The sequence below is a fragment of the Kutzneria sp. NPDC052558 genome (genome assembly GCF_044547355.1).
Classification (GTDB): domain Bacteria; phylum Actinomycetota; class Actinomycetes; order Mycobacteriales; family Pseudonocardiaceae; genus Kutzneria.
This window is the reverse complement of record NZ_JBIUAG010000014.1, coordinates 157,999-179,063: the sequence shown is the minus strand read 5'-3', so window position 1 is coordinate 179,063 and position 21,065 is coordinate 157,999. Positions and strand designations below refer to the sequence as shown.

Here is a 21,065-nt window from a genome sequence, read left to right as displayed (position 1 = left end):
GGTGGAGATGTCCCCATGCCGAAGCTTGTCTGTTCCGCCCTGTCCTTCTCCTGGCCGGACGGCACCCCGGTGTTCGACACCCTGTCGTTGACCGTGGGCGCCGGCCGGACCGCCCTGGTCGCGCCCAACGGGGCCGGCAAGAGCACGCTGCTCAAGCTGATCGCCGGCGAGCTCACGCCGCGGTCGGGTTCGGTCACGGTCGACGGCGTGCTCGGCTACCTGCCGCAGGCGCTGCCGCTGGCCGGCGAGCCGACCGTCGCCGAGGTGCTGGAGATCGCCCCGGTCGTCGCCGCGCTCCGGGCGATCGAGGCCGGGGACGCCGCCGAGGACAACTTCACCGTCGTCGGAAACGACTGGGATGTCGAGGAACGTGCCCGCGCCGAGCTGGACCGGCTCGGCCTCGGCGACGTCGAGCTGGACCGCCGGATCGGCACGCTCAGCGGCGGCCAGGTGATCTCCATCGGGCTGGCCGCGCAGCTGCTCAAGCGGCCGGACGTGCTGCTGCTCGACGAGCCGACCAACAACCTGGACCGGGACGCGCGGCTGCGGCTGCACGCCGTGCTCCGGGACTGGAAGGGCACGCTGCTGCTGGTCAGCCACGACCGCGAGCTGCTGGCGCTGGCCGACCGGGTGGCCGAGCTGGACCACGGCGAGGTCACCCTGTACGGCGGCGGCTTCGACGACTACGAGGCCGCCGTGCGGGCGCAGAAAGAGGTGGCGGAGAAGAACATCCGCAACGCCGAGCAGGACCTCAAGCGGGAGAAGCGGGAGATGCAGCAGGCCCGGGAGCGGGCCGCGCGGCGGGCCAGCGCCGGGGCGCGGTCGGGCAGCGACATTCCCCGGATCGCGCTGGGCCTGATCAAGCAGAAGGCGCAGTCGGCCGCCGGCAAGGCCCACGACATGCACGGCCAGCGGGTGGACAGCGCCAAGGCCCGGCTGGACGAGGCCGAGCGGGCGCTGCGCGACGACAGGACGATCTCGCTGTCGCTGCCCGACACCACCGTGCCGGCCGGCCGAATGCTGTTCCACGGCAACCAGTTGCGGGTCCGTGAGCTGTTCGGCGACGACGGCGTGACGCTGGCCGTCCGTGGCCCGGAGCGGATCGCGCTGCTCGGCGCCAACGGCGTCGGCAAGTCGACGCTGCTGCGCGTCACCGCCGGCCTGGAGGAGCCCGAGCACGGCGTGCTCAGCCGGGCCGACGGCCGCGTGGCCTACCTGTCGCAACGGCTGGACCTGCTGGATCTCGATCTCTCCACCGCCGACAACCTGCGGGCGTTCGCGCCGTCCCTGCCCACCTCGGACATGATGAACCTGTTGGCGCGCTTCCTGTTCCGCGCCGAACGGTCCCAGCTGCCGGTGCGTGTCCTGTCCGGCGGCGAACGCCTGCGGGCCACCCTGCTGTGCGTGCTGTGCGCCGAGCCCGCGCCGCACCTGCTGCTGCTCGACGAGCCCACCAACAACCTCGACCTGGCCAGCGTCGAGCAGCTGACCAGCGCCCTGAACGCCTACCAGGGCGCGTTCGTCGTGGTCAGCCACGACGAACGCTTCCTGGCCGACATCGGCGTCACCCGCCGCCTCCGGCTGGCCGACCGGCAGCTCACCGAGGTCTAGATCTCGTCCGGCCCCGGCACGCCGAGACGGTTCATCTCCGCGACGCAGACGCGGACGGCCGTCTCGGCGTCGCACTCGGCGATGGGCTCGCCGTGCCAGCGGTCCGCGCTGATCGAGCAGACCTTGAACCGGTTGTCGCCGACGCGCTCCACCCACGGACCGGGCACGTGGAACTCGTCGGCGGTCGGCCGGAACGACAGCCAGCCCATCTGCGTGAACGGGTACATGCGGCGCAGTCGGGGCTCGTTCATCGCCGCCGGGATGAACTCGCCGTGGCGGCCGGGATCGTGCACCAGGCGCGACTGCCAGGCGCACTCGATCCGGTCGCCGCTCTCGAACGCGTCGGCGATGGCGACGAAGTCGGCGAAGGGCCAGGCGGTGGCGAACTCCCGCGCGGTGGCGCCACCGAGCCAGGTCGCCGCGGAACCCAGAACCACGGCCAGGTCCGGTGTGAAGACTCGGCGGAGGTGCATGGTCCGCAGGAGGTAGGTGACCCGGAACTTCGTCTCGTTCCGAAACGGCATGATCCCCACTGACCGCTCGCCCCGGCGTAGCCAGGCCAGCTGGCCGTCGAAGGCGCCCCGCGCCTCGAGAAACTCGATATCGCTGTCGGGGCAGGCATTCTCGATCGCGGCCCGCAGGCCGCCGGCGTCGATCAACTCTCGATGCGGCGTCACGCCATCCCAAGATAACCGTGAGCGGGCTCACCGCAAGTTCCTCACCCACGCCGTTAGACGGCGTGTGCAACTATTGTGTACGCTGACTGTCGTAGCGAGCAACGACTAAGGAGAGTCATGGCCCACCACCCCGCCGACCTCAGCAACACCGAGCTGCGCGACCTGCTGGACACCGCGGCCGCCGAGGCGGAGCGCGCCGGCATCAAGGTCAGCGTCACGGTGCTCGACCGCGGCGGCCACCTGCTGGGCTTCACCCGCGACCAGGAGGCGCTGCTGATCTCCGGCGAGACCAGCACCCGCAAGGCCTACACCTCGGTCCAGCTGGACGCGGCGACCGCTGACGTGGCCGACGCGGTGAAGCCGGACGGCCCGTTCCACAGCCTGCCCACGGCCCTGGACCGCCCGCTGCTGTTCATCGCCGGCGGCGTCCCGCTGCACCGCGACGGCGTGCTGGTCGGCGCGATCGGCGTCGGCGGCGGCGCCCCGGAGCAGGACCACGCGGTGGCCACCGCCGCCGCGAACAAGCTGTCGCTGGCCTGAGTCGAGTCGCGGCCCCGCCGCCCCCAGGCCAAGCTGGAACCCCGAGAACAGGAGATCCACCCCCATGCGACTCGACCTGACTGGCAAGGTCGCCCTCGTCACCGGCTCCACCCAAGGCATCGGCAAGGCCATCGCCGCCGGGCTGGCCCGGGCGGGCGCCACCGTCGCCGTCAACGGGCGCAAGGCCGACGGCGTGGCCGCCGCCATCGAGGACCTCAAGGGTGATGGCGAGTTCGTCGCCGCGCCCGGCGATGTGTCCACAGAGGACGGAACCGCCGCGGTGCTGGCCGCCGTGCCCGGTGTCGACGTGCTGGTGAACAACCTCGGCATCTTCGGCTCGCAGTCGCCGCTGGAGATCACCGACGACGAGTGGCGGCGCTACTTCGAGGTCAACGTGCTGTCCGCGGTCCGGCTGACCCGCGCCTACCTGCCGGGCATGACCGAGCGGGGCTGGGGCCGGATCCAGTACATCGCCAGCGACTCGGCCGTCGTCACGCCGGCCGAGATGATCCACTACGGCATGTCCAAGACCTCGCTGCTGGCGGTGTCGCGGGGATTCGCCAAGCACGCCGCCGGCACCGGCGTCACGGTCAACTCGGTGATCGCCGGCCCCACCCACACCGGCGGCGTCGAGAACTTCGTCTACGAACTCGTGGACAAGTCGCTGCCGTGGGACGAGGCGCAGCGCGAGTTCATGCTGAAGCACCGGCCGCAGTCGTTGATCCAGCGCCTGATCGAACCGGAGGAGATCGCCAACATGGTGGTGTACCTGGCTTCCCCGCTGTCCTCGGCGACCACCGGCGGCGCGCTGCGGGTGGACGGCGGCTACGTGGACGCGATCCTGCCGTAGTCGCCGCGCACCGCGTCACGGGGCAGAGTCCTTTGCAGGTAGGGAATCGCCGCGAAGGCGATGATGGCTGCCGTGGCCGCGACCAGCCACGGCAGCCACGGCCCGAACACGAACAGCGCCACCACGCCCGGCGCGGCGATCCCCGCCGCGGTGAACGCGTACTGAAACGCCGCCAGATAACGGCCTCGGGTCGCCCGCGGCGCGGCCGCCTCGGCCAAAGCGTTGGCACGATTGCCGATCAGCGTGCCAGCCGACAGCAACACCATGGTGCCCAACAGATACGCCGGCAGCCACGACACCGGCACCAACACGGCGGCCATGCTGGCCAGCGCCCAGACCACGGTGATGAGGTAACCGATCCGCATCGCCTTGGTGCGCCACCAGATCCGGGTCCATCGCACGACGATCGTGCTGAGCAGGACACTGCTGACGGTCAGCACGGTGATCATGGCACCGGCCACCCACGCCGGACCGTGCAGCACCTCGCTGACGTACACCGCCATGCCGTCGAGGAAGAGATCCAGCGCCAGGGCGCCGCACGCCACCACCACGATCAGCACCAGGTACGGACGGTTGCGCACCACGCTCACCGGCGGCGAATCGGCCTCGTGCCGGACATGCGGCACGTGCAGGAACAGCGCCAGCACCACCGCCGCGGCCAGGAAGGTGACCCCGTCCAGGGCCACCGCGATCCGGTAGCCGGCCGGCCCGATGGCGGTCAGGCCGGCGACCACCAGGCCGCCCAGGCCGAAGCAGACCCCTCGCACCGCTCCGACCAGGGCAAACGTGGTGTCCTTGGCGCCGTGCCGACTCGTGTCGGCGATCAACGCGAACACCGAGCTGTAGAACGCCTGCTGGCCCGCCGCCAGCAGCGCCGAGGCCACGAACACCAGGGCCGCGTTGTCGGCGACCAGGTAGACCACGGTTCCGGCCGCCTGCACCACCTGCGCGGCGATCACCATCTGCCGTGGGCCGAACCGGTCCACCAGCCGCCCGGCCAACGGCGGCGCGGCGATGCCCACCAGCTTGCCGACCGTGATCACCGAACCGGCCGCCGCGACCGGCAGTCCGACCACCTGGATCCCGTACAACACCGACAGCGGAAGGAAAAGCCCGGAGCCGAAGTTGTCGATCCCCAGCGCGATGAGCAACGCGAGTCGTCCCCCCATGACGGTCAAGCTAGCGCAGGCCTTCCCCAGCGGTGGCGGAGGTTGTGTGGAGATTCCGTGAAGGCTCGGCGCGGCTGAGGTCGATAGTCGGGAACTGCACGAGGGTCGGCGGCCGTCCCGCCTGGACCTCCCAGACCTGGTTGGTCTCCCCGCCCCGGACGACCTGCTCGACCGCCGCGGCCACCTCGTCCGGGTCGGCCAGCGCCATGCCGTGCTCCAGCAGGAAGTCCCGGGCCTCGGCGATGATCGGCGTGTCGATGAAGCCGGGGCAGACGGTGTTGAGCGTGACGCCGGGAATCTCCAACGAGCGCACCAGGCCGACGATCGCGTGCTTGCTGGCCGAGTAGACCGGGTCGAACTGGCTCGGCGAGACGCCGGCCAGGCTGGCCGTCACCACGATCGCCCTGGCCCCGCTGGCCACGGCCGCCCTGATGCCGAAGATCGTGCCGTCCAGGTTCACGGCCATGATCCGCCGGTACAGGTCGAGGTCCAACTCCGTGCCACCGCCGCCAATTCCGGCGTTGAGGTGCACGATGTCCAGGCGCCCGAACGCTTTCCGGGCCGCCGCGACTGCGGCCTCGTTGTCCGCCAGCCTCGCGACATCGGTCCGTACGAACAGGCCGCCGATCTCCGCCGCGACCTGCTCGCCGGCCGGGTTCACGTCGGCGATCACCACCTGAGCGCCCCGGCCCGCGAACCGACGGGCCACCGCCGCGCCGATGCCGCTCGCGCCGCCGGTCACCAGCACGACCTCCGCCATCACCTCTTCCCGCCCATCAGCTGGCCCGACTCGGCCAACACCTTGTCCCGCAAAGACTTCGACCGCAGGTAGCGCTGGGTGAAGATTTGCAGCAGCGTGTACACCGCGATGTACTGGAGGGTGTTGACCAGCGGCACCTGGTCCACCGGCAGCGAGTACGCCAGCAGGACCCGGATTCCCGCGTCGAGCACCAGCCCGACGCCCCACACCGCCGTCGCGACCCGCATCGCGTGCCGGTAGGAGGGCGAGTCGGACCAGCAGGCCGTGAACCGCTGGCGGACCTCGCCGGAGGTCAGCGACTGCATGAACTGTTGCAGGAACGGCGTTTTCCGCAACGTGACCAGGATCCAGGCCCCGGCCACCGCGGTCATCCAGCCGTCCTTGGCCAGCAGGAACCTCGGGCTGCCGACCACGAACGAGGTGGCCACGCTCCCGATCAGGATCGACAGCGTGAACAGGGCCAGCCCGTCCAGCCGCCGCCGGGCGAACGCCGTGTGGAGCGCGTGCACTGTCGGCGGCACGCCGCCGAGCATCAGGGCCAGCCACTGGTCCACGCCGGCGGCGCGCAGGCCGTAGAAGAGGGCGAGCGGGGCGACGAGATTGACGCCCAGGTTGATCACGACCGCCTTGCGCGGGTCGGCCGTTCGTCCGGTCTGAGCTGCGATTGCCATGCGGCAACGCTATTTCCCGGGATCCGGCCGCGGTATGCACCTGGCTGCCCGTTCGGGGTGGAGGTAGCTGCACCCCATGTTATTCTGGTGGGGCATGACAGGTTCTCATGCGATTCCCGAACTGGCCGGATTCCGGTCTGCCACGCCGCTGCTGGTCACCGACGTGACCGTGCTCGATCCGGCGGCCGGCTCCGTGCGCACCCACCAGGACCTTCTGTTGCGGCACGGTCGGATCGCCGCGGCCGGCGCTTCGCTGGACGCCGAGGCGGAGGTGCTGGTCGGCACCGGTTTGGTGGCCCTGCCGGGGTTGTGGGACATGCACGTGCACACCTTCGACGAGTCGACACTGCCGAAGTTCCTGGCCCGCGGCGTCACCGGCATCCGGCACATGGGCGGCGCGCCGGTGCACGGGAAATGGCGGGCCCGGCTGCGGGGTGGCGACTGGCTGGCCCCGCGCATGGTGTTCGCCGGCCCCATTCTCGACGGTCCGCGGCCGAGCCGGCCGGGGTCGATCGCCCTGACCAGCGCCGACGAGGCGACGGCGGCAGTGGCTCGCTGCGTCGACGACGGGGCCGAGTTCCTCAAGGTGTACTCGCAGCTGCCGGCCGAGGCCTACGCCGCCATCGCCGCCACCGGGGTGCCGTTCGCCGGGCACGTCCCGTGGACGGTGCCGATCGCCACGGCGGCGGCGTCCGGCCAGCGCAGCATCGAGCACCTGGACGGGCTGGCACTGGGCACATCGTTGTCCGAGAAGGAGATCCGCGCCGGCTTGTCCACATTGGACGTCAGCGATCCGGTTGGGATGTTCACCCGGCTGTCCCAGCTCAACCACCTGGCCGCCGTGACCCACGACCCCGCGCGGCTGGCCGCGCTGTGCCGGACCTTCCTCCGGCACGGCACCTGGCACGTGCCGACGCTGGCCGTGTTGGAGGCCAAGGCCACGGTCGGCACCCCGGACTTCCCGCTCACGCCATACCTGCCCGACATCGAGCCCGCGCTGCGCCCCGCATGGGCCCAGGTCGGCTCGTGGTCCCCGGACGCCGCGACCAGGGACCGTGAACAGGCGGTTTTCCAGCACAGCCTGCACCTCGTGCGAGAACTCCACCGGGCCGGCGTCGCGCTGCTCGCCGGCACCGACACCTTCGTACCCGGGCACAGCCTGCACGACGAGCTCGCGCTGCTCGTCCGGGCCGGCCTCTCGCCCCTGGACGCCCTGCGCGCCGCCACCTCCGACCCCGCCCGCTTCCTCGGCGCCACCGACCGCTTCGGGGCCGTCGCCCCCGGCCAGGCCGCCGACCTGCTGCTGTTGGCGGCCAATCCCCTCGACGACATCGCCCACACCCGGGCGATCCGGGCCGTGATCGTGGGCGGCGGTCACTTCCAGCCGTGACCGACTTTTTTCGGATCGATGTCGAATCGGGGTCGGCTCGTTCGACACCCAGGTATGACGAACGAGCCGATCTCGACCCGCAACCTCGACCGTGACGGCCACGACGAGCTGCCGTGGAGCCGTCCCCGCGACCTGCTGGCCACCCAGACCCCCGGCGAGGACCTGACGTTCTTCGTCGCCACCGTGCGGCCCGACGGGCGGCCGCACTCGGCCGGCGTGGGGGCGATCTGGGTGGACGACGCCCTGTGGTTCGTCGGCGGGCCCGGCACCCGCCGGTCGCGCAACCTGGCCGCCAACCCCTCGTGCAGTGTTTCCGTGCGGCTTCGCGGCCTCGACCTCGTGCTGGAGGGTGAAGCCCGTCGCGTGGACAACGCCGACACCCTGGAGCGGATCGCCGCTGTCTACCGCAGCGGCGGCTGGCCCGCCGTCGTGGAGAACGGCGGCTACACCGCCGCCTTCATGGCCCCGAGCGCCGGCCCCGCCCCTTGGCATCTGTACCGCCTCACCCTGCGCACCGCCTTCGGCGTCGCCTGCGCCGAGCCGTACGGCGCGACCCGCTGGGACTTCTGAGCCGGCCCCTGCCCCAAGTGCCCGGCCCTTCGGTCGCCCGCGACCGCGGTGCGTTTACCCAGGTCAGCACTCTCCACACCATGCCGCCAAAATTTTCTGAGCCATCTGGGAATCAAAAGCTTGAGTCGACCGTTGTCAAGGGTGTCGGCGGCAAGGGGCCGCCAAGAGACCCGAGAGAGGGGCGGTGCGCGATGATGGTGCGCACGGATCCGTTCCGCGAGCTGGAGCGGTTGATGTTCGGCGCGGGCGCCGGCCGGGTGCGCCAGGCGAGCGTTCGCCCGGCGGCCATCCCGATGGACGCGTTCCGCAAGGGCGACGAGTTCGTCGTCACGTTCGACCTGCCCGGGGTCAGCCCGGAGTCGATCGACGTCAACGTCGAGCGCAACGTGCTGACGGTCAAGGCCGAGCGGCCGGCGGCCAAGGACGAACAGGTCCGCTGGCAGGTGGCCGAGCGGCCGACCGGGACGTTCACCCGGCGGGTGTTCCTCGGCGAGACCCTCGACCGTGACGGCATCCAGGCCAGCTACGACGCGGGTGTGCTCACCCTGCGGGTGCCGGTGGTGGAGAAGGCCCAGTCCCGCCGGATCGCGGTGACCGCGGGCGCCCCGGCCCAGGTCGAGGCCTGACCAAGCCCGGTGCATCCACCGTAGACGAAATGTCCACGGTGGATGTACCGTCCACAGCGTGTCCCCGATGACCGACCGGCTGGCCCCGGTGTGCGAGGCGATCGCCCGCCTGCTCTCACCGCACGCCGAGGTGGTGCTGCATGACCCGGCCACGGACTCGGTGCTGGCCGTCTGGAACCCGCTGTCCAGGCGGACCGTGGGCGACCCGTCGCTGCTGGGCGAGCTCGACGAGCTCACCCCGGTCGGCGCGGGCGTCTACGGCCCGTACCCCAAGTCGCTGCCCGACGGGCGGCGACTTTCCAGTGTCAGCGCGGTGATCCGCGACGACGAAGGCCGCCCGGAGGCGGTGCTGTGCGTGAACGTGGACCGGTCCGCGTTCGACGCCGCGGCCCGCGTCCTGGCGGCCTTCGCCGCGCCGGCCACCGAGCAGCCGGCGGCGCTGTTCGCCCGGGACTGGACCGAGCAGCTCAACGAGACGGTCGCGAACTTCGTGCGGGACCGGGGAACCACGCTGGCCGGACTGTCCAAATCGGACCGCCAGGAGCTGGTGGCCCGACTGGCCGAGGCCGGCGTCTTCGACCAGCGGCGGGCCGTGCCGACCGTGGCCCGGGCCATCGGCGTGTCGCGCTCGGCTGTCTACCAACTGCTCGCGCTGACCCGCGAGGAGCCCGGCGATGCCGCCCCTGCCTGACTTCCGGCTGGAGACCTACTTCTCCACCTGGGAGTACACTGCCCGGCACCACCTGACGGCGTCGGACGCCCAGACGGTGTCGCCGGCCGACCTGCTGGCCATGGCCGACGACCGATGCCTCCGTTGCCGGGGCGGTGTGGCAGCTACTCGGCTAGGTTCGAACACATGACCGAAATCACCGGCGATCTGCGCCGCTACCTCCAGGAATCGCGGGACCGGATCGTGTCCGCACTGGACGGCCTGAGCGAGTACGACATCCGGCGGCCGCTCACCCCGACCGGCACCAACCTGCTCGGGCTGGTCAAGCACCTGGCCGGCAACGAGTTCGGCTACCTCGGCGACTCCGTCGGCCGGCCGGCCCCGGTGACGCTCACCTGGTACGAGGACAACTCCGTGTGGGACGGCGCGGACATGTGGGCCACCGCCGACCAGTCGCGGGCGGAGCTGCTCGACCTGTACCGACTGGCCTGGCGGCACAGCGACGAGTCCATCGAGCAGCTGGGCGTCGACGCGCCCGCCTCGGTGGCCTGGTGGCCCGAACAGCGTCGGCGGACCACGCTCGGTTCCCTGGTGGTGCGCATGATCGCCGAGACCGCCTGCCATGCCGGGCACGCCGACATCGTGCGTGAGCTGATCGACGGCCGTGGCGGCGAGGACCACGACGAGCTGGGCGGCGCCGAGTACTGGGAGCCGTACGTGGCCGGCATCCAGGCCGCCGCCGACCGGCACCGCCTTGCGAACCCGTAACCAGGTGGTTACGCTTCCGCCGTGGACGAGGTAGCCGGCGCGATCGCCGACCCCGTGCGCCGGGACATCCTGGTGATGCTGCGCCAGGGGCCGCTGTCGGCCGGCGAGATCGCCGAGCGGTTCGAGGTCAGCCGGCCGGCCGTGTCCCGGCACCTGCGGGTGCTGCGGGCCAGCGGGCTGGTCGTGGACACGCCCGTCGGCCGGCAACGGCTGTACGAGCTCGCCCCCGACCGGCTCACCGAGCTGGCCGACTGGCTCGCCCAGTTCGCCCGGCCCTCCGGCTGGCAGCACCGGCTCGACGCACTGGACACCGAGGTCCACCGCACCCGCCGGGAGCGCCGCGCCCGGCCCGCAACCGAGGAGCGCACCGCATGAGCCCAAGACCCACCGGCCGCCTTTTCGACAGGGACCTGACGCTGACCCGCACCTACCGTGCGCCCATCGACGACGTGTGGGCCAGCGTCACCGAGCCCGAGCGCACCGCCCGCTGGTTCGGCCGCTGGGAGGGCGAGGGCGGGACCGGCCGGACCATCAAGGTCCAGATGGCGTTCGAGGAGAACGCCCCGTGGACCGAACTGCGCATCGACGCCTGCGAACCGCCGCGCCGCCTCGCCGTGTCCGCCTCCGACGAGCACGGCGGGTGGAAGCTGGAGCTCCTGCTGGCGCAGACCGGCGACACCACCGAGCTGACCTTCGTGCACCACCTCGACTCCCTGGACAACCTCGGCGGCATCGGCTCCGGCTGGGAGTACTACCTCGACATGCTCACCGCCGCCCGGGAGGGCACGCCCCAGCCCGACTTCTTCAAGGACTACTTCCCGGCCATGGAGGCCTACTACGCCGCCCTGGTCGGCAAAGCCTGAGGAGGCCAGGAGATGAGGACGACGCCAAGCCGGGAGAACACATGGTGACCGGGCAGGCAGCGGCGATCACGTCGCACCGGGAGAACACGCGGTGACCGGGCGGGTGTTGGTGATCGGGCTCGATCCCACTCGGCTGGACGGCTGGGATCCCGAGCCGGTGCTGGCCGCGCTTGCCCGGGGCGAGGCCCGGTTCGTGGAGCTGGGCATCGAGGCCGACATGTGCCTGGTCGCGCCGGACGACGACCCCGAGGGAGCCATCGCCGCCGCCCTGACCCGCGCCGAGTACGCCTGCGTCGTGGTCGGCGGCGGCATCCGCAAGCACGAGCCGCTGCTGGGCCTGTTCGAGAACACCGTGAACCTGGTCCACCGGCACGCCCCCAACGCCGCCATCGCCTTCAACAGCACCCCCGACGACACCGCCGACGCCGCCCTCCGCTGGCTCCCCTAGCCCCCGCCCCCGCCCCACCACCCCAAGATCAAGGGACCGATCCTCTCGTTGAACGTCAGGAAGGGCCCCTTCACAACGTTCAACGTCAGGAAGGGCCCCTTCATGACGTTGAACGTCAGTATGGGGCCCTTCATGACGCCAGTAACGGGCCTAACCTGGCGTTGTTGGGCAGCGAGCGGGGAGGGCGGGTGGGTGCTTCTGTCAGTCCGAGCGGCCCGGAACCACCAGGCCCGCCTCGTACGCGGCGACCACCACCTGGGCGCGGCTGGTCAAACCCAGTTTGGCCATGAGGTTCTTGACGTGGGTCTTGACGGTGGACTCGCTGAGGACGAGGCGTTGGGCAATCTGAGGGTTGCTCAGGCCGTGGGCCACGAGGCGGAGGACTTCGGTCTCGCGGGCGGTGAGGGGGGCGAGGTCGAGGGAGCGCAGGGTGGCGCGGCGGTGGTGGAGGGAGTGGGTCTCGACGAGGCGCTGGGTGACGGCGGGGCTGATGAGCACGTCGCCGGCAGTCACGGCGCGGACGGCGGAGACGATGGCGGCGGGAGGGGTCTCCTTGAGCAGGAAGCCGGCGGCGCCGGCGCCAAGGGCGCGGTAGACGTACTCGTCGAGGTCGAAGGTGGTGAGCACGAGGATCCGGGGCGGCGGCTGGACGGCGGCGAGGATCTGTTCGGTGGCGTCGAGACCGTCGAGCACGGGCATACGGATGTCCATGACGACGACATCCGGCCGCAGGGACACGGCGAGGTCCACGGCCTGAGCGCCGTTCTCGGCCTCGCCGACGACGTCGAGGCCGGGGGCGGCCCGCAGCAGGGCGGCGAGCCCGGCGCGGATGAGGGCCTGGTCGTCGGCGATGAGCACCCGGGTGGTCACACCGCCTCCGGACACGGAAGTCGAAGCACCACGGCGAATCCGCCGTCGGGGCGGGGGCCGGCGGTGAGCACGCCGCCGTAGAGCTCGGCCCGCTCGGTCATGCCGATGATGCCGCGCGCGGGCGCGCCGGTGTCGCGGGCCCGGGCGCCCCGGCCGTCGTCGGTGATCTTCACGGTCAGGGTGCGCTCCCCGTAGTCCAGATCGAGCCGGGCGGTGGCGGGCCCGGCGTGTTTGAGCACGTTGGTCAGCGACTCCTGGGCAACCCGGTAGGCGCACAGGTCGGCCCCGGGCGGCAACTCCCGCCGAGTCCCGGTGACGGCCAGTTCGACCGGCAACCCGGTGGCGCGCAACCGATCGAGCAGTCCGTCCAGTTCGGACAGTCCGGGCTGCGGCTGGGTGCCGGGGTCGTCGACCCGCAGCACGGCCAGCAGCTTGCGCATGTCCGCGAGCGCCGCCCGGCTGGTGTCGCCGACGGTGGCCAGGGCCTCGCGGGCCACCTCGGGGTCACTGTCCAGAACGTACTCGGCCAGCCCGGACTGCACGGAGATCACCGACATGTGGTGGGCCACCACGTCGTGCAGCTCGTGGGCGATGCGGATGCGCTCCTCGGCGACGGCCCGCGTGGCCTGCTCGGCCGTCCGCTCCATCCGACGGGACCAACGGCCGGTGCTGACGCCGAGGCCGAACGCGACCAGGTACTGCACGGCGGGACTGCCGACCAGCGCCAGCTTGTCGACGTCACCGACGAGCACCGTGAAATGGACACCCAGCACGGCCAACGCCACACCCAGGGCGACCAGCGCGACCGGCAGCGGTCGGAGCAGGGCCACCGAGAACAAGCCGATCACCACGCCCAGGCCGCTGTCGGACAGGCCGGGATAGCCGAACAGCAGACTGCCGAGCACCGCGCCGCCCATCACGAGCGTGCTCGTCAGCGGCGCCCGCTGTCGCAGCGCGATCGGCGCGAACGAGAGCCCGGCGAACAGGTAGGTGAGCCAGTTCGCCCGACCGTCGGTCGCCACGGCCACGGACGCGATCTCGAACGCGGTCAGCGCCACGGCGAGCGCGATGTCCAACTGGACCGACCGCAGAATGCCACGCACCGGCCCACGGTAGCCGCCGCCGTGGCCGGCGGTCGCCACCCCATGGGCTGATCTCCGGCTAGTACCAGCGGGGTAGCCGAAGATCCCTCGCAGGACGATGTCGGCCGCCCGGCCCGGGCTGGTTGGCTGACCCGGCAGTCGAATCGAGGGGAAAAACATGCGCAGGACAGTGATCACGATGGTTGCGCTGGTGGGGGTGCTGGCGTCGACCGGCGTGGCCGTGGCGGACACCCGAAACGTGCTGCAACGGGACGCCGACGCCCTGCTGGACCTGGGCGCACCGGGTGTCCTGGTGGAAATGGACACTCCGTACGGCAAGACGAAGGTGCGCAGCGGATATGGAGACACAGCCGCTCGAACGCCGGTGTCGTGGCAGACGCACTTCCGGATCGGCAGCGCCAGCAAGACATTCGTCGCCACAGTGCTGCTGCAACTGGTCGGCGAGGGCAAGCTGTCCCTGGACGACACGGTGGACCGCTGGCTGCCCGGCGTGGTGACGGGCAACGGCAACGACGGCACGAAGATCACCGTCCGGAACCTGTTGCAGCACACCAGCGGGCTGCCGGACTACGCGGAATACCTGGACTTCCTCCGCACGCCGGAAGGCTTCGAGGCGGACCGGTTGCGCACGTTCCCGGCGCCGGACATGGTCGCCCTGGCGATGCGACACCCACCGAAATTCGCGCCGGGCACGGGCTGGTCGTACTCCAACACCAACTACGCGCTGGCCGGGATGATCATCGAGAAGATCACCAGGCACGACTGGCAGCACGAGGTGCGGCGGCGGATCATCGCGCCGCTCGGCCTGCGTGACACCTACCTGCCCGGCAACGACCCGTACCTGCCGTCACCGCATGCCGTCGGCTACCAACGGTTCACAGTGGACGGACCGGTGATCGACGCCACCGTGATGAACCCGTCGTGGGCCGGCGCGGCCGGCGCGATCATCAGCGACACCGACGATCTGAACACGTTCCTACGCGCGCTGTTGAGCGGTCGGCTGCTGAAGCCGGCGCAGCTGCGGCAGATGCGAACCACGGTGCCGGCGCACGAGTTCGACCGGTCATGGCCGAACGCGCGGTACGGACTCGGGATCATATGGATTCCCACCTCGTGCGGCGGCTACTGGGCGCACGGCGGGGACATCCCCGGCTTCAAGACCCGGGACGGCATCAGCGCCGACGGTCGTCGCAGTGTGGTCATCACCATCAACAACGACGCCCTGGTCCCGAAGGCGGGGATCCCGCCGGTCAACCACGATGTGAGCGTCGACCTGCTGGAGCACGCGTTCTGCGGCACGTCCTGACCGGCCGCTAACCGACGCCCACCGGTTCGGGCAGCGCTGTCCCCCGCCGGGCGTCGATGCGGTCGAGCCAGCTGAGCACCGGCGTGGTCATGGTGGTGGTGATCAGCGCGACCAGCACCAGCACGGTGAACAGCTCGGAGTTGACGATGCCGGCCGACAGGCCGACGTTGAGCGCGATCAGCTGCATCAGGCCGCGGGCGTTCATCAGCGCGGCGATGCGGCTGGCCACCGGCCCCGGCTCGCCCAGGGCCCGGGCCGCGGCCCAGCAGCCGCCGAACTTGCCGATGATCGCCACGGTCACACAGATCGCGGCGAAGATCAGCAGCGCCGGATCGGCGAACAGGCCGAACTTGGTGTTGAGGCCGGAATAGGTGAAGAACAGCGGCACGAACACGATCCGGATCACCGGGCCGATGGTGTCCACCACCTTCTCCGACGCCGGCGTGCGCGGCATCGCCATGCCCACGCAGAACGCGCCGAACACCGAGTACAAGCCGATCTCGCCGGTGAAGGCGGCGCCGGCGAACAGCACCGCCACGGTGACCAGCAGCCGGATCTCCGCGGTCAGCTTGGGATTGCCCATGGTCCATGCCAACAGCCGCCGGACCACGGTCGCCATCAGCACGCCGAAGACCACCACGCCGATCACCGCGACCAGCAGCGGGGCGGTGTGCCCGGAGGCCATGGCCAGCACGCCCGCCAGCAGGATCCAGGCGACCACGTCGTCGATCGCGCCGCAGGCCAGGGCGATGGAGCCGAAGCGGGTGCCGGACAGGCCGCGTTCGCTGATGATCCGGGCCAGCATCGGGAACGCGGTGATGGCCAGCGCGACGCCGACGAACAGCGCCGCCACCGTCGGCGACACGCCTGGTTTGAAGATGTTCACGCTTCCGTTGGCGCCCAGGGTGATCCCGATGCCCAGCACCATCGGGGTGACGATGCCGGCGGCCGACACGAAGCCGGCGGTGCGGCCGGCCTTGGGCGGCCGGTTGGCCACGAACTCGTGGCCGGCCTGGAACATCAGGCCGACCAGGCCGATCTGGCCGGCCACGTTGAGCACCGGCCGCAGCGCGTCCGGGAACAGCAAGCCCTCCACGCCGGGCAGCAGCAGCCCGAGCAGCGACGGCCCGAGCAGCACGCCGGCGATCATCTCGCCGACCACCGCCGGCTGCCCGACCTTGCCCAGCACGTACGACACGAGCCGGCAGAACAGCAGGATCGCCACCACGGCGAGGAAAAACGTCGACGCGAACTCCGACGCACTCATGCCTGCTCCCCAAAATAGTTGCGGCACAATGCCTTGCGCCGAGCGTCCCACACCATGTAGCTGCCGAGCACCAGCTGCGCGAGGCTGCGGGTGACGTCCTCGCGCCGGTCCCGCCGCCGCATCCGCCGCAGCGGCGCCCCCAGCGGCAGCTCGCGGGCTCGGTCGACCAGCAGGCACGGGCCGCGGTGCGGGATCGACCGGGTGTGGCTGACCGAGGAGGCCAAGGTGAAGCGCCGCAACACTTCCCGGGCCACCGCCCGCATGCTGACCGGGGCGACGCCGCGAGCCGGGCACGCGCGGTTGGCCGTGACGCCGAACGGGATGAACGTGGCATCCTTGGGCGACAGGTGTTCCCAGCGGTCCGGATCGAACTCCTCGGGGCGTTCGAAGCCGCTGTTCTGGTAGGCCGCGTAGTTGAACAGCAGCACCGATCCACTGTGGACGGTGGAGCCGCTCACCTCGATGTCCGCGGTGGTGATCCGGTGGGCGATGCCGAACAGCGGGAACGCCCGCAGCGCCTCGTTGATCACCCGGTCCAGGTAGTCGTCGTCGCCGGGCTCGCGGACCAGCCGGTCCTGCACCTTCTCGTGCTGGGCCACGGCCAGCAGCAGGTGGGTCATCGCCTCGGACATCTGCACCACGGCCGTGTTGAAGAACGCGCCCTGGAGATACCAGGCCTGCTCGTCCGGGCTGAACAGCTCCGGCAGCTGCGCCTTCACGTCGCCGAGGCGGCCCTTGAGGTACGCGGTGAGCCGGTTGCGGCGGCGCATGTGCCGCAGGCCGCTGCCCTTCAGCGCGGTCACCACGTCGTCGGCGTTGGCCACGATCAGGTCCCGCGCCGGCCGCGGGCACGGCTCGTGGAACACCAGCTCGTAGTACACCTCGGCCCAGATCGGCATCATCAGGTCACGCAGCCGGACCTCGGTGATCTCCTGGTGCGGCAACTCGTCCAGCACGCCGGCGGCGCAGCGCCGGGCCAGCTCCTCGATCTTCGGCTTCGGCACGGCCAGCACCTGGCGGGAGGTCCGCGCCGCCTGCTCGTAGCGCGGGCCGTTCTCCAGGTGCTCCTGGTGCACCTGCGGCCCCGGGGCCAGCCAGTACCAGAACAGGTCGGACAGGCCGGCGCCTTCGCTGCGGCCGTGCGCCGCCGGGCTGGCGTAGAGCTCTCGGAACGCGGCCGCGTCGAACCGGTCGCCGGGCACCGGGATTCCCTCGTCGCCGTTGACCCAGGCGAAGATCCGCTCCCGCAGCGCCACCACCCGTGCCGCGATCATGGGCGCCGCACCAGTTTCGCGTCGATCTCGGCCAGGTTCCGCGCGCCGAGCAGGGCCATGGCCGTGGTCATCTCGTCCCGCAGCTCGTCCAGCACCGCCCGCACCCCGTCCGCGCCACCGGCGGCGAGTCCCCACACCGCCGGCCGGCCGATGCCGATGGCGTCGGCCCCGAGGGCAAGCGCTTTCACCACGTCGGTGCCGCGCCGCACGCCGCCGTCCACGATCAGCGGCACCCGGCCGCGCACCGCGGCGGCGATCTCCGGCAGCACGTCGATCGTCGCCGGCACGGTGTCCAGCTGGCGGCCGCCGTGGTTGGACACCATGATCGCATCGACCCGGTGCTCCACGGCCAGCGCCGCGTCGGCCGGATGCAGAATTCCCTTGAGCACCAACGGAAGCGACGTGATCTGGCGCAGCCACGCGAGGTGCTCCCAGGACATGCCGGCGAACATCTCGATCGGCCTGGCGTGACCGCTGTCATCGACCATGTTCTCGCAGCGCAACCCGTCGGGCAGGTCGTGGAAGCCGTTGCGGCGGTCCCGATCCCGGATGCCGAAGGCCGGCGAGTCGGCGGTGACCACCAGCGCCCGACAGCCCGCCGACTCGGCCCGCTTGACCACGTGCTCGGTGAAGGCCAGGTCCGATTGCATGTAGAGCTGGAACCAGAGGGTCGCGCCGACGCGGGCGATGCGCTCCACGGCCGTGGTCGAAGCCATGGAGACGATCATCACCACGCCGGCCGACGCGGCCGCCCGAGCGGTGGCCAGCTCACCGTCCACATGGGCCAGACGATGAAAGGCCGTGGGCGACAACAGGATCGGCAGCCGACTCCGCATCCCCAACAGCACCGCGGCCGGATCCGGCTCGCCGACCGCCCGCAGCACCCGGGGCAGCAGCTCGATCCGCGAGTACGCCGCCGTATTGGCCCGCAGCGTGGACTCCTCCCCCGCGCCGCCGGCGAAGAAGTCGTAGTGCGCGTCCGGAAGCCGTTGCCGGGCCAGGGCTTCGAAGTCGGCCGCGCTCACCGGAGCTGCGCCGCCAGGAAGTTCACCAGCGGCTCGACGTGCGCCGCCGGCTTGTCCCACTCGTTCTCGAGGTTCTCGGCCACGTGGTGCTCGCCCACCTGCTGCCCGCCGCGCCAGTGCCGGATCACCGGGTGCAGGTAGGCGGCGTCGTAGGCGGCGGTCGGATCGTTCTGCTTGGTGCGCTTGACCGTGATGTCGAACGGGTCCACCTTGTCGTGGTCGGGCCCGTACTCCAGGGTGATGACGAAGGTGTCCCTGCCCTGCCCGAAGTTCGTGTCGTGCACGTAGCCGACCGGCAGCTCCTCGCTGTAGCGGGCGGTGTCGCCGTCCACCACCACGACGTCGCCGATCACCGCGAACTGCTGCCACAGCGCGGAAGAGCGGTTCACCCGGGCCAGGATCGCGTCGGCGATGGCCGCCGGCGTGGCCGCATGGTCGACGCCGGGCCACTGGACCCCGTGGTACTTGCGCTCCAGGATCCGGTGCAGGGCACGGACTCCGTAGCGGAAGCCGTGGATGAAGCCGCTGGTGCCGTGCTTGAAGTCGCGCTGCTGGGTGATGGTGCCGGCGAAGTACAGGTCCGGCACCGACGCCGACTCGTACTCGCAGGTCTGCTCGGGGAACCGGTCGTCGATGACCAGTTTCGGCTTGGCCGCGCCCACGAACGGCTCGTGGTCGAAGCGGAAGCCGGTGGCGCAGATGACCCGGTCGTAGCGGATTTCCTTCACGATCTCGTCGGCCCGCACGAAGCTGAAGGTGACCAGGTAGCCCTGGTCGTCACGGGCGATCTTGAGCACCCGGCCGTCGAGGACGGCGTTCTGCGACTTCAGCTGGTAGGTGTCGAGGAAGTTGTTGTTGACCGCCCGCAGGTGGCCGACGTAGTGGGTCTTCCAGGCCAGCTTGAGGCCGTTGCGGGCGGCCACATGGATCACCGCGGCCGACGGGATCAGGTTCTCCGCGGTCTCGAAGGCCGAGTTGCCGGCCCCGATGATCAGCACCCGCTGGTTGACGAAGTCCCGCCGGTCCACCGACACCGTGGCGTACTGCTCGGCCAGCTCGATGCCCTCGACCGGCGGCACGTTGGACTTCTGCACCACGCCGGTCGCCGACACCACCCGGCGGGCCCGATAGGTGGTGCCGTTCTGGTCGGTGGCCACGAAGTCGCCGTCCCGCTCGACCCGGGTGATCCGGGTGTCGTAGGCGATGCGCAGTTGCGAGGCCTTGGCGAAGTCCTCCAGGTAGCGCACGTACTCGCGCGCCGGCGGGAAGTACTCGTCGGTGTACTTGGTGAACAGCAGGTCCGGATCGCCGGACAGCAGCGAGTTCCAGTCCATCCGCAGGTTGAACTCCGGGTCGTCGGAGCCGGTGTGCGGCTTGTTGCTGGAGATCAGCGTGCGGTGGCGGGGAAAGACGGTGAACGAGGAGCCGGCCGCCGGCCCGGCCTCGGCGATCAGGTACGACCGGCCCGCCTCGGCCAGGTGCCGGCCCAGCTGGAGGCCGGCCGGCCCGGCGCCGATGACCAGATAGTCGAGGATGTCGTCGGGCACGTCATCGCCTCCCCCGTAAGGACCTTCGCAACGCGCGAAGCCTGGCCCCCGATCTTCAAAGGAAGATCAGAGAAAGCCCAGCCCCTCCTGGAAATCGGCGTGGTCGCCCCGGTTTCACCGTTGACTCCGTCTCACCCCGTGGACATGTCCGATATTGTCTGACTATAGTCAGAGATATGGACGCGGATCTGGTGGCCCAGGTGCGGCGGTTCAACCGCACCGTCACCCAGCGGGTCGGGGCGCTGAACGATCACTACCTCGGCGGCGACCGGCCGCTGGGCGAGGCGCGGCTGCTGTGGGAGATCAACGACGGCCGGGACCTGCGGTCCCTGCGTTCCGCGCTGGGCCTGGACTCCGGCTATCTGAGCCGGCTGCTGCGCTCCCTGGAGACCGCCGGCCTCGTGACCGTGGAGGCCGACGCCGACGACCGCCGGGCCAGGGTGGCCCGGCTGACCGCCGCCGGCCGGCGTGAGCGCCTGGCGTTGGACCGGGGCAGCGACGGCGTCGCCGAGGCCATGCTCTCCTCGCTGACCGACCGCCAGCGGCAGCGGCTGGTCGCCGCCATGGCCGACGTGGAACGCCTGCTGCGGGCCGGCATGGTCGAGATCGAGGTCGTCTCCCCCGCCCATCCCGACGCCCAGAAGTGCGTGCAGGCCTACTTCGACGACCTGGCCGTGCTGTTCGAGGACGGCTTCGACGGCGACGTCGTGCTCCAGCCCGAGGTGGAGCTGGTGCTGCTGGCCCGGCTCGACGGCGAGCCGATCGGCTGCGTCGCCATGTACGAGCCCGAACCCGGCATCTGCGAGATGAAACGGATGTGGGTGCGCGAATCGGCCCGTGGCCTCGGTCTCGGCCGGCGGCTGCTGGTGGAGCTGGAAACCCTGGCCCGGCAGCGGGGCGCGACCTCGATCCGGTTGGAGACCAACCGCTCCCTGACCGAGGCCATCGCCCTCTACCGCTCCTCCGGCTTCGAGGAAGTGCCCCCGTTCAACGCCGAACCCCACGCCCACCACTGGTTCCGCAAGCCCCTAACCTAACGCCCGGCCCCCCGCATCAGGGC

Annotated in this window: 24 protein-coding genes; 14 read left to right on the top strand and 10 right to left on the bottom strand. The window is 71.0% G+C overall.

All coding sequences use genetic code 11. From position 1 onward, the window contains the following. Positions 1-15 precede the first annotated feature (15 nt). On the top strand, positions 16-1,611 hold the full coding sequence (locus ACIG5F_RS25665) for an ABC-F family ATP-binding cassette domain-containing protein (RefSeq protein WP_396521548.1): 1,596 nt from the start codon (positions 16-18) through the stop codon (positions 1,609-1,611). On the opposite strand, the gene ACIG5F_RS25660 is transcribed toward ACIG5F_RS25665, so the two are convergent. Further along, positions 1,608-2,288 (bottom strand): DUF6193 family natural product biosynthesis protein, encoded by a 681-nt coding sequence (locus ACIG5F_RS25660; RefSeq protein WP_396521546.1) that lies wholly within the window; start codon positions 2,286-2,288, stop codon positions 1,608-1,610. The genes ACIG5F_RS25665 and ACIG5F_RS25660 overlap by 4 nt on opposite strands. Positions 2,289-2,405: 117 nt before the next feature. Here ACIG5F_RS25660 and ACIG5F_RS25655 point away from each other — a divergent pair, with 117 nt between their 5' ends. Together ACIG5F_RS25655 and ACIG5F_RS25650 are read left to right on the top strand one after the other, a co-directional pair. Beyond that, a complete protein-coding gene (locus ACIG5F_RS25655) occupies positions 2,406-2,828 on the top strand; it encodes a heme-binding protein (RefSeq protein WP_396521544.1) in 423 nt (140 codons plus the stop codon). Between the two features lie 64 nt (positions 2,829-2,892). Then, a complete protein-coding gene (locus tag ACIG5F_RS25650; protein ID WP_396521542.1) occupies positions 2,893-3,678 on the top strand; it encodes an SDR family NAD(P)-dependent oxidoreductase in 786 nt (261 codons plus the stop codon). On the opposite strand, the gene ACIG5F_RS25645 is transcribed toward ACIG5F_RS25650, so the two are convergent. The 3 genes from ACIG5F_RS25645 to ACIG5F_RS25635 are packed head-to-tail and all read right to left on the bottom strand — an operon-like array spanning position 3,654 to position 6,278. Then, complete coding sequence (locus ACIG5F_RS25645; protein WP_396521540.1) at positions 3,654-4,847, bottom strand: MFS transporter; 1,194 nt, start codon at positions 4,845-4,847, stop codon at positions 3,654-3,656. The two genes, ACIG5F_RS25650 and ACIG5F_RS25645, sit on opposite strands and share 25 nt — an antisense overlap. Before the next feature lie 10 nt (positions 4,848-4,857). Further along, the gene (locus ACIG5F_RS25640; protein ID WP_396521538.1) at positions 4,858-5,607 is read right to left on the bottom strand and encodes an SDR family NAD(P)-dependent oxidoreductase; all 750 of its coding nucleotides are present in this window, start codon (positions 5,605-5,607) and stop codon (positions 4,858-4,860) included. Further along, on the bottom strand, positions 5,607-6,278 hold the full coding sequence (locus tag ACIG5F_RS25635) for a VC0807 family protein (protein WP_396521536.1): 672 nt from the start codon (positions 6,276-6,278) through the stop codon (positions 5,607-5,609). The genes ACIG5F_RS25640 and ACIG5F_RS25635 overlap by 1 nt, the downstream gene beginning before the upstream one ends. Before the next feature lie 94 nt (positions 6,279-6,372). On the opposite strand from ACIG5F_RS25635, the gene ACIG5F_RS25630 reads away from it, so the two are divergent. The 9 genes from ACIG5F_RS25630 to ACIG5F_RS25590 all read left to right on the top strand — a co-directional run bounded on the left by ACIG5F_RS25630 (position 6,373) and on the right by ACIG5F_RS25590 (position 11,613). Next, the gene (locus tag ACIG5F_RS25630; protein ID WP_396521534.1) at positions 6,373-7,668 is read left to right on the top strand and encodes an amidohydrolase family protein; all 1,296 of its coding nucleotides are present in this window, start codon (positions 6,373-6,375) and stop codon (positions 7,666-7,668) included. 54 nt (positions 7,669-7,722) lie between these two features. Beyond that, positions 7,723-8,238, top strand: coding sequence for a pyridoxamine 5'-phosphate oxidase family protein (locus ACIG5F_RS25625; RefSeq protein WP_396521532.1), 516 nt, complete (start codon positions 7,723-7,725; stop codon positions 8,236-8,238). 191 nt (positions 8,239-8,429) lie between these two features. Beyond that, a complete protein-coding gene (locus tag ACIG5F_RS25620; RefSeq protein ID WP_396521531.1) occupies positions 8,430-8,864 on the top strand; it encodes an Hsp20/alpha crystallin family protein in 435 nt (144 codons plus the stop codon). 67 nt (positions 8,865-8,931) lie between these two features. After that, on the top strand, positions 8,932-9,555 hold the full coding sequence (locus ACIG5F_RS25615) for a transcriptional regulator (protein WP_396521682.1): 624 nt from the start codon (positions 8,932-8,934) through the stop codon (positions 9,553-9,555). After that, on the top strand, positions 9,539-9,724 hold the full coding sequence (locus ACIG5F_RS25610) for a hypothetical protein (RefSeq protein ID WP_396521529.1): 186 nt from the start codon (positions 9,539-9,541) through the stop codon (positions 9,722-9,724). The genes ACIG5F_RS25615 and ACIG5F_RS25610 overlap by 17 nt, the downstream gene beginning before the upstream one ends. Beyond that, positions 9,721-10,302: a DinB family protein gene (locus tag ACIG5F_RS25605; RefSeq protein ID WP_396521527.1), complete on the top strand. Its 582-nt coding sequence runs from the start codon at positions 9,721-9,723 to the stop codon at positions 10,300-10,302. The genes ACIG5F_RS25610 and ACIG5F_RS25605 overlap by 4 nt, the downstream gene beginning before the upstream one ends. Before the next feature lie 21 nt (positions 10,303-10,323). After that, a complete protein-coding gene (locus ACIG5F_RS25600) occupies positions 10,324-10,677 on the top strand; it encodes an ArsR/SmtB family transcription factor (RefSeq protein WP_396521525.1) in 354 nt (117 codons plus the stop codon). After that, positions 10,674-11,165, top strand: a complete 492-nt coding sequence (locus tag ACIG5F_RS25595) for an SRPBCC family protein (protein ID WP_396521523.1) — start codon at positions 10,674-10,676, stop codon at positions 11,163-11,165. Before ACIG5F_RS25600 ends, ACIG5F_RS25595 begins: the two co-directional genes overlap by 4 nt. A gap of 91 nt (positions 11,166-11,256) precedes the next feature. Beyond that, positions 11,257-11,613: a hypothetical protein gene (locus tag ACIG5F_RS25590; RefSeq protein ID WP_396521521.1), complete on the top strand. Its 357-nt coding sequence runs from the start codon at positions 11,257-11,259 to the stop codon at positions 11,611-11,613. Positions 11,614-11,814: 201 nt separating this feature from the next. Here ACIG5F_RS25590 and ACIG5F_RS25585 read toward each other — a convergent pair whose 3' ends face one another. Further along, the gene (locus ACIG5F_RS25585; RefSeq protein ID WP_396521519.1) at positions 11,815-12,483 is read right to left on the bottom strand and encodes a response regulator; all 669 of its coding nucleotides are present in this window, start codon (positions 12,481-12,483) and stop codon (positions 11,815-11,817) included. Further along, on the bottom strand, positions 12,480-13,586 hold the full coding sequence (locus ACIG5F_RS25580) for a sensor histidine kinase (protein ID WP_396521517.1): 1,107 nt from the start codon (positions 13,584-13,586) through the stop codon (positions 12,480-12,482). The genes ACIG5F_RS25585 and ACIG5F_RS25580 overlap by 4 nt, the downstream gene beginning before the upstream one ends. A 157-nt stretch (positions 13,587-13,743) precedes the next feature. Here ACIG5F_RS25580 and ACIG5F_RS25575 point away from each other — a divergent pair, with 157 nt between their 5' ends. Next, a complete protein-coding gene (locus ACIG5F_RS25575) occupies positions 13,744-14,892 on the top strand; it encodes a serine hydrolase domain-containing protein (protein WP_396521515.1) in 1,149 nt (382 codons plus the stop codon). 7 nt (positions 14,893-14,899) lie between these two features. On the opposite strand, the gene ACIG5F_RS25570 is transcribed toward ACIG5F_RS25575, so the two are convergent. Genes ACIG5F_RS25570 through ACIG5F_RS25555 form a run of 4 tightly spaced genes read right to left on the bottom strand, consistent with a single transcriptional unit; the run spans position 14,900 to position 20,005 of the window. Then, positions 14,900-16,159, bottom strand: a complete 1,260-nt coding sequence (locus ACIG5F_RS25570) for a cation:proton antiporter (protein ID WP_396521513.1) — start codon at positions 16,157-16,159, stop codon at positions 14,900-14,902. Further along, the gene (locus tag ACIG5F_RS25565; protein WP_396521511.1) at positions 16,156-17,433 is read right to left on the bottom strand and encodes a cytochrome P450; all 1,278 of its coding nucleotides are present in this window, start codon (positions 17,431-17,433) and stop codon (positions 16,156-16,158) included. Before ACIG5F_RS25565 ends, ACIG5F_RS25570 begins: the two co-directional genes overlap by 4 nt. After that, positions 17,430-18,458 (bottom strand): alpha-hydroxy acid oxidase, encoded by a 1,029-nt coding sequence (locus ACIG5F_RS25560; RefSeq protein WP_396521509.1) that lies wholly within the window; start codon positions 18,456-18,458, stop codon positions 17,430-17,432. Before ACIG5F_RS25560 ends, ACIG5F_RS25565 begins: the two co-directional genes overlap by 4 nt. Further along, positions 18,455-20,005 carry an NAD(P)-binding domain-containing protein gene (locus tag ACIG5F_RS25555; protein WP_396521507.1) on the bottom strand — a complete coding sequence of 517 codons (1,551 nt, stop codon included), beginning with the start codon at positions 20,003-20,005 and terminating at the stop codon, positions 18,455-18,457. Before ACIG5F_RS25555 ends, ACIG5F_RS25560 begins: the two co-directional genes overlap by 4 nt. A gap of 176 nt (positions 20,006-20,181) precedes the next feature. Between ACIG5F_RS25555 and ACIG5F_RS25550 the strand changes: the two genes are divergently transcribed. Next, entirely contained in the window at positions 20,182-21,042 is an 861-nt protein-coding gene (locus ACIG5F_RS25550) for a GNAT family N-acetyltransferase (RefSeq protein WP_396521505.1), read from the top strand. Positions 21,043-21,065 lie beyond the last annotated feature (23 nt).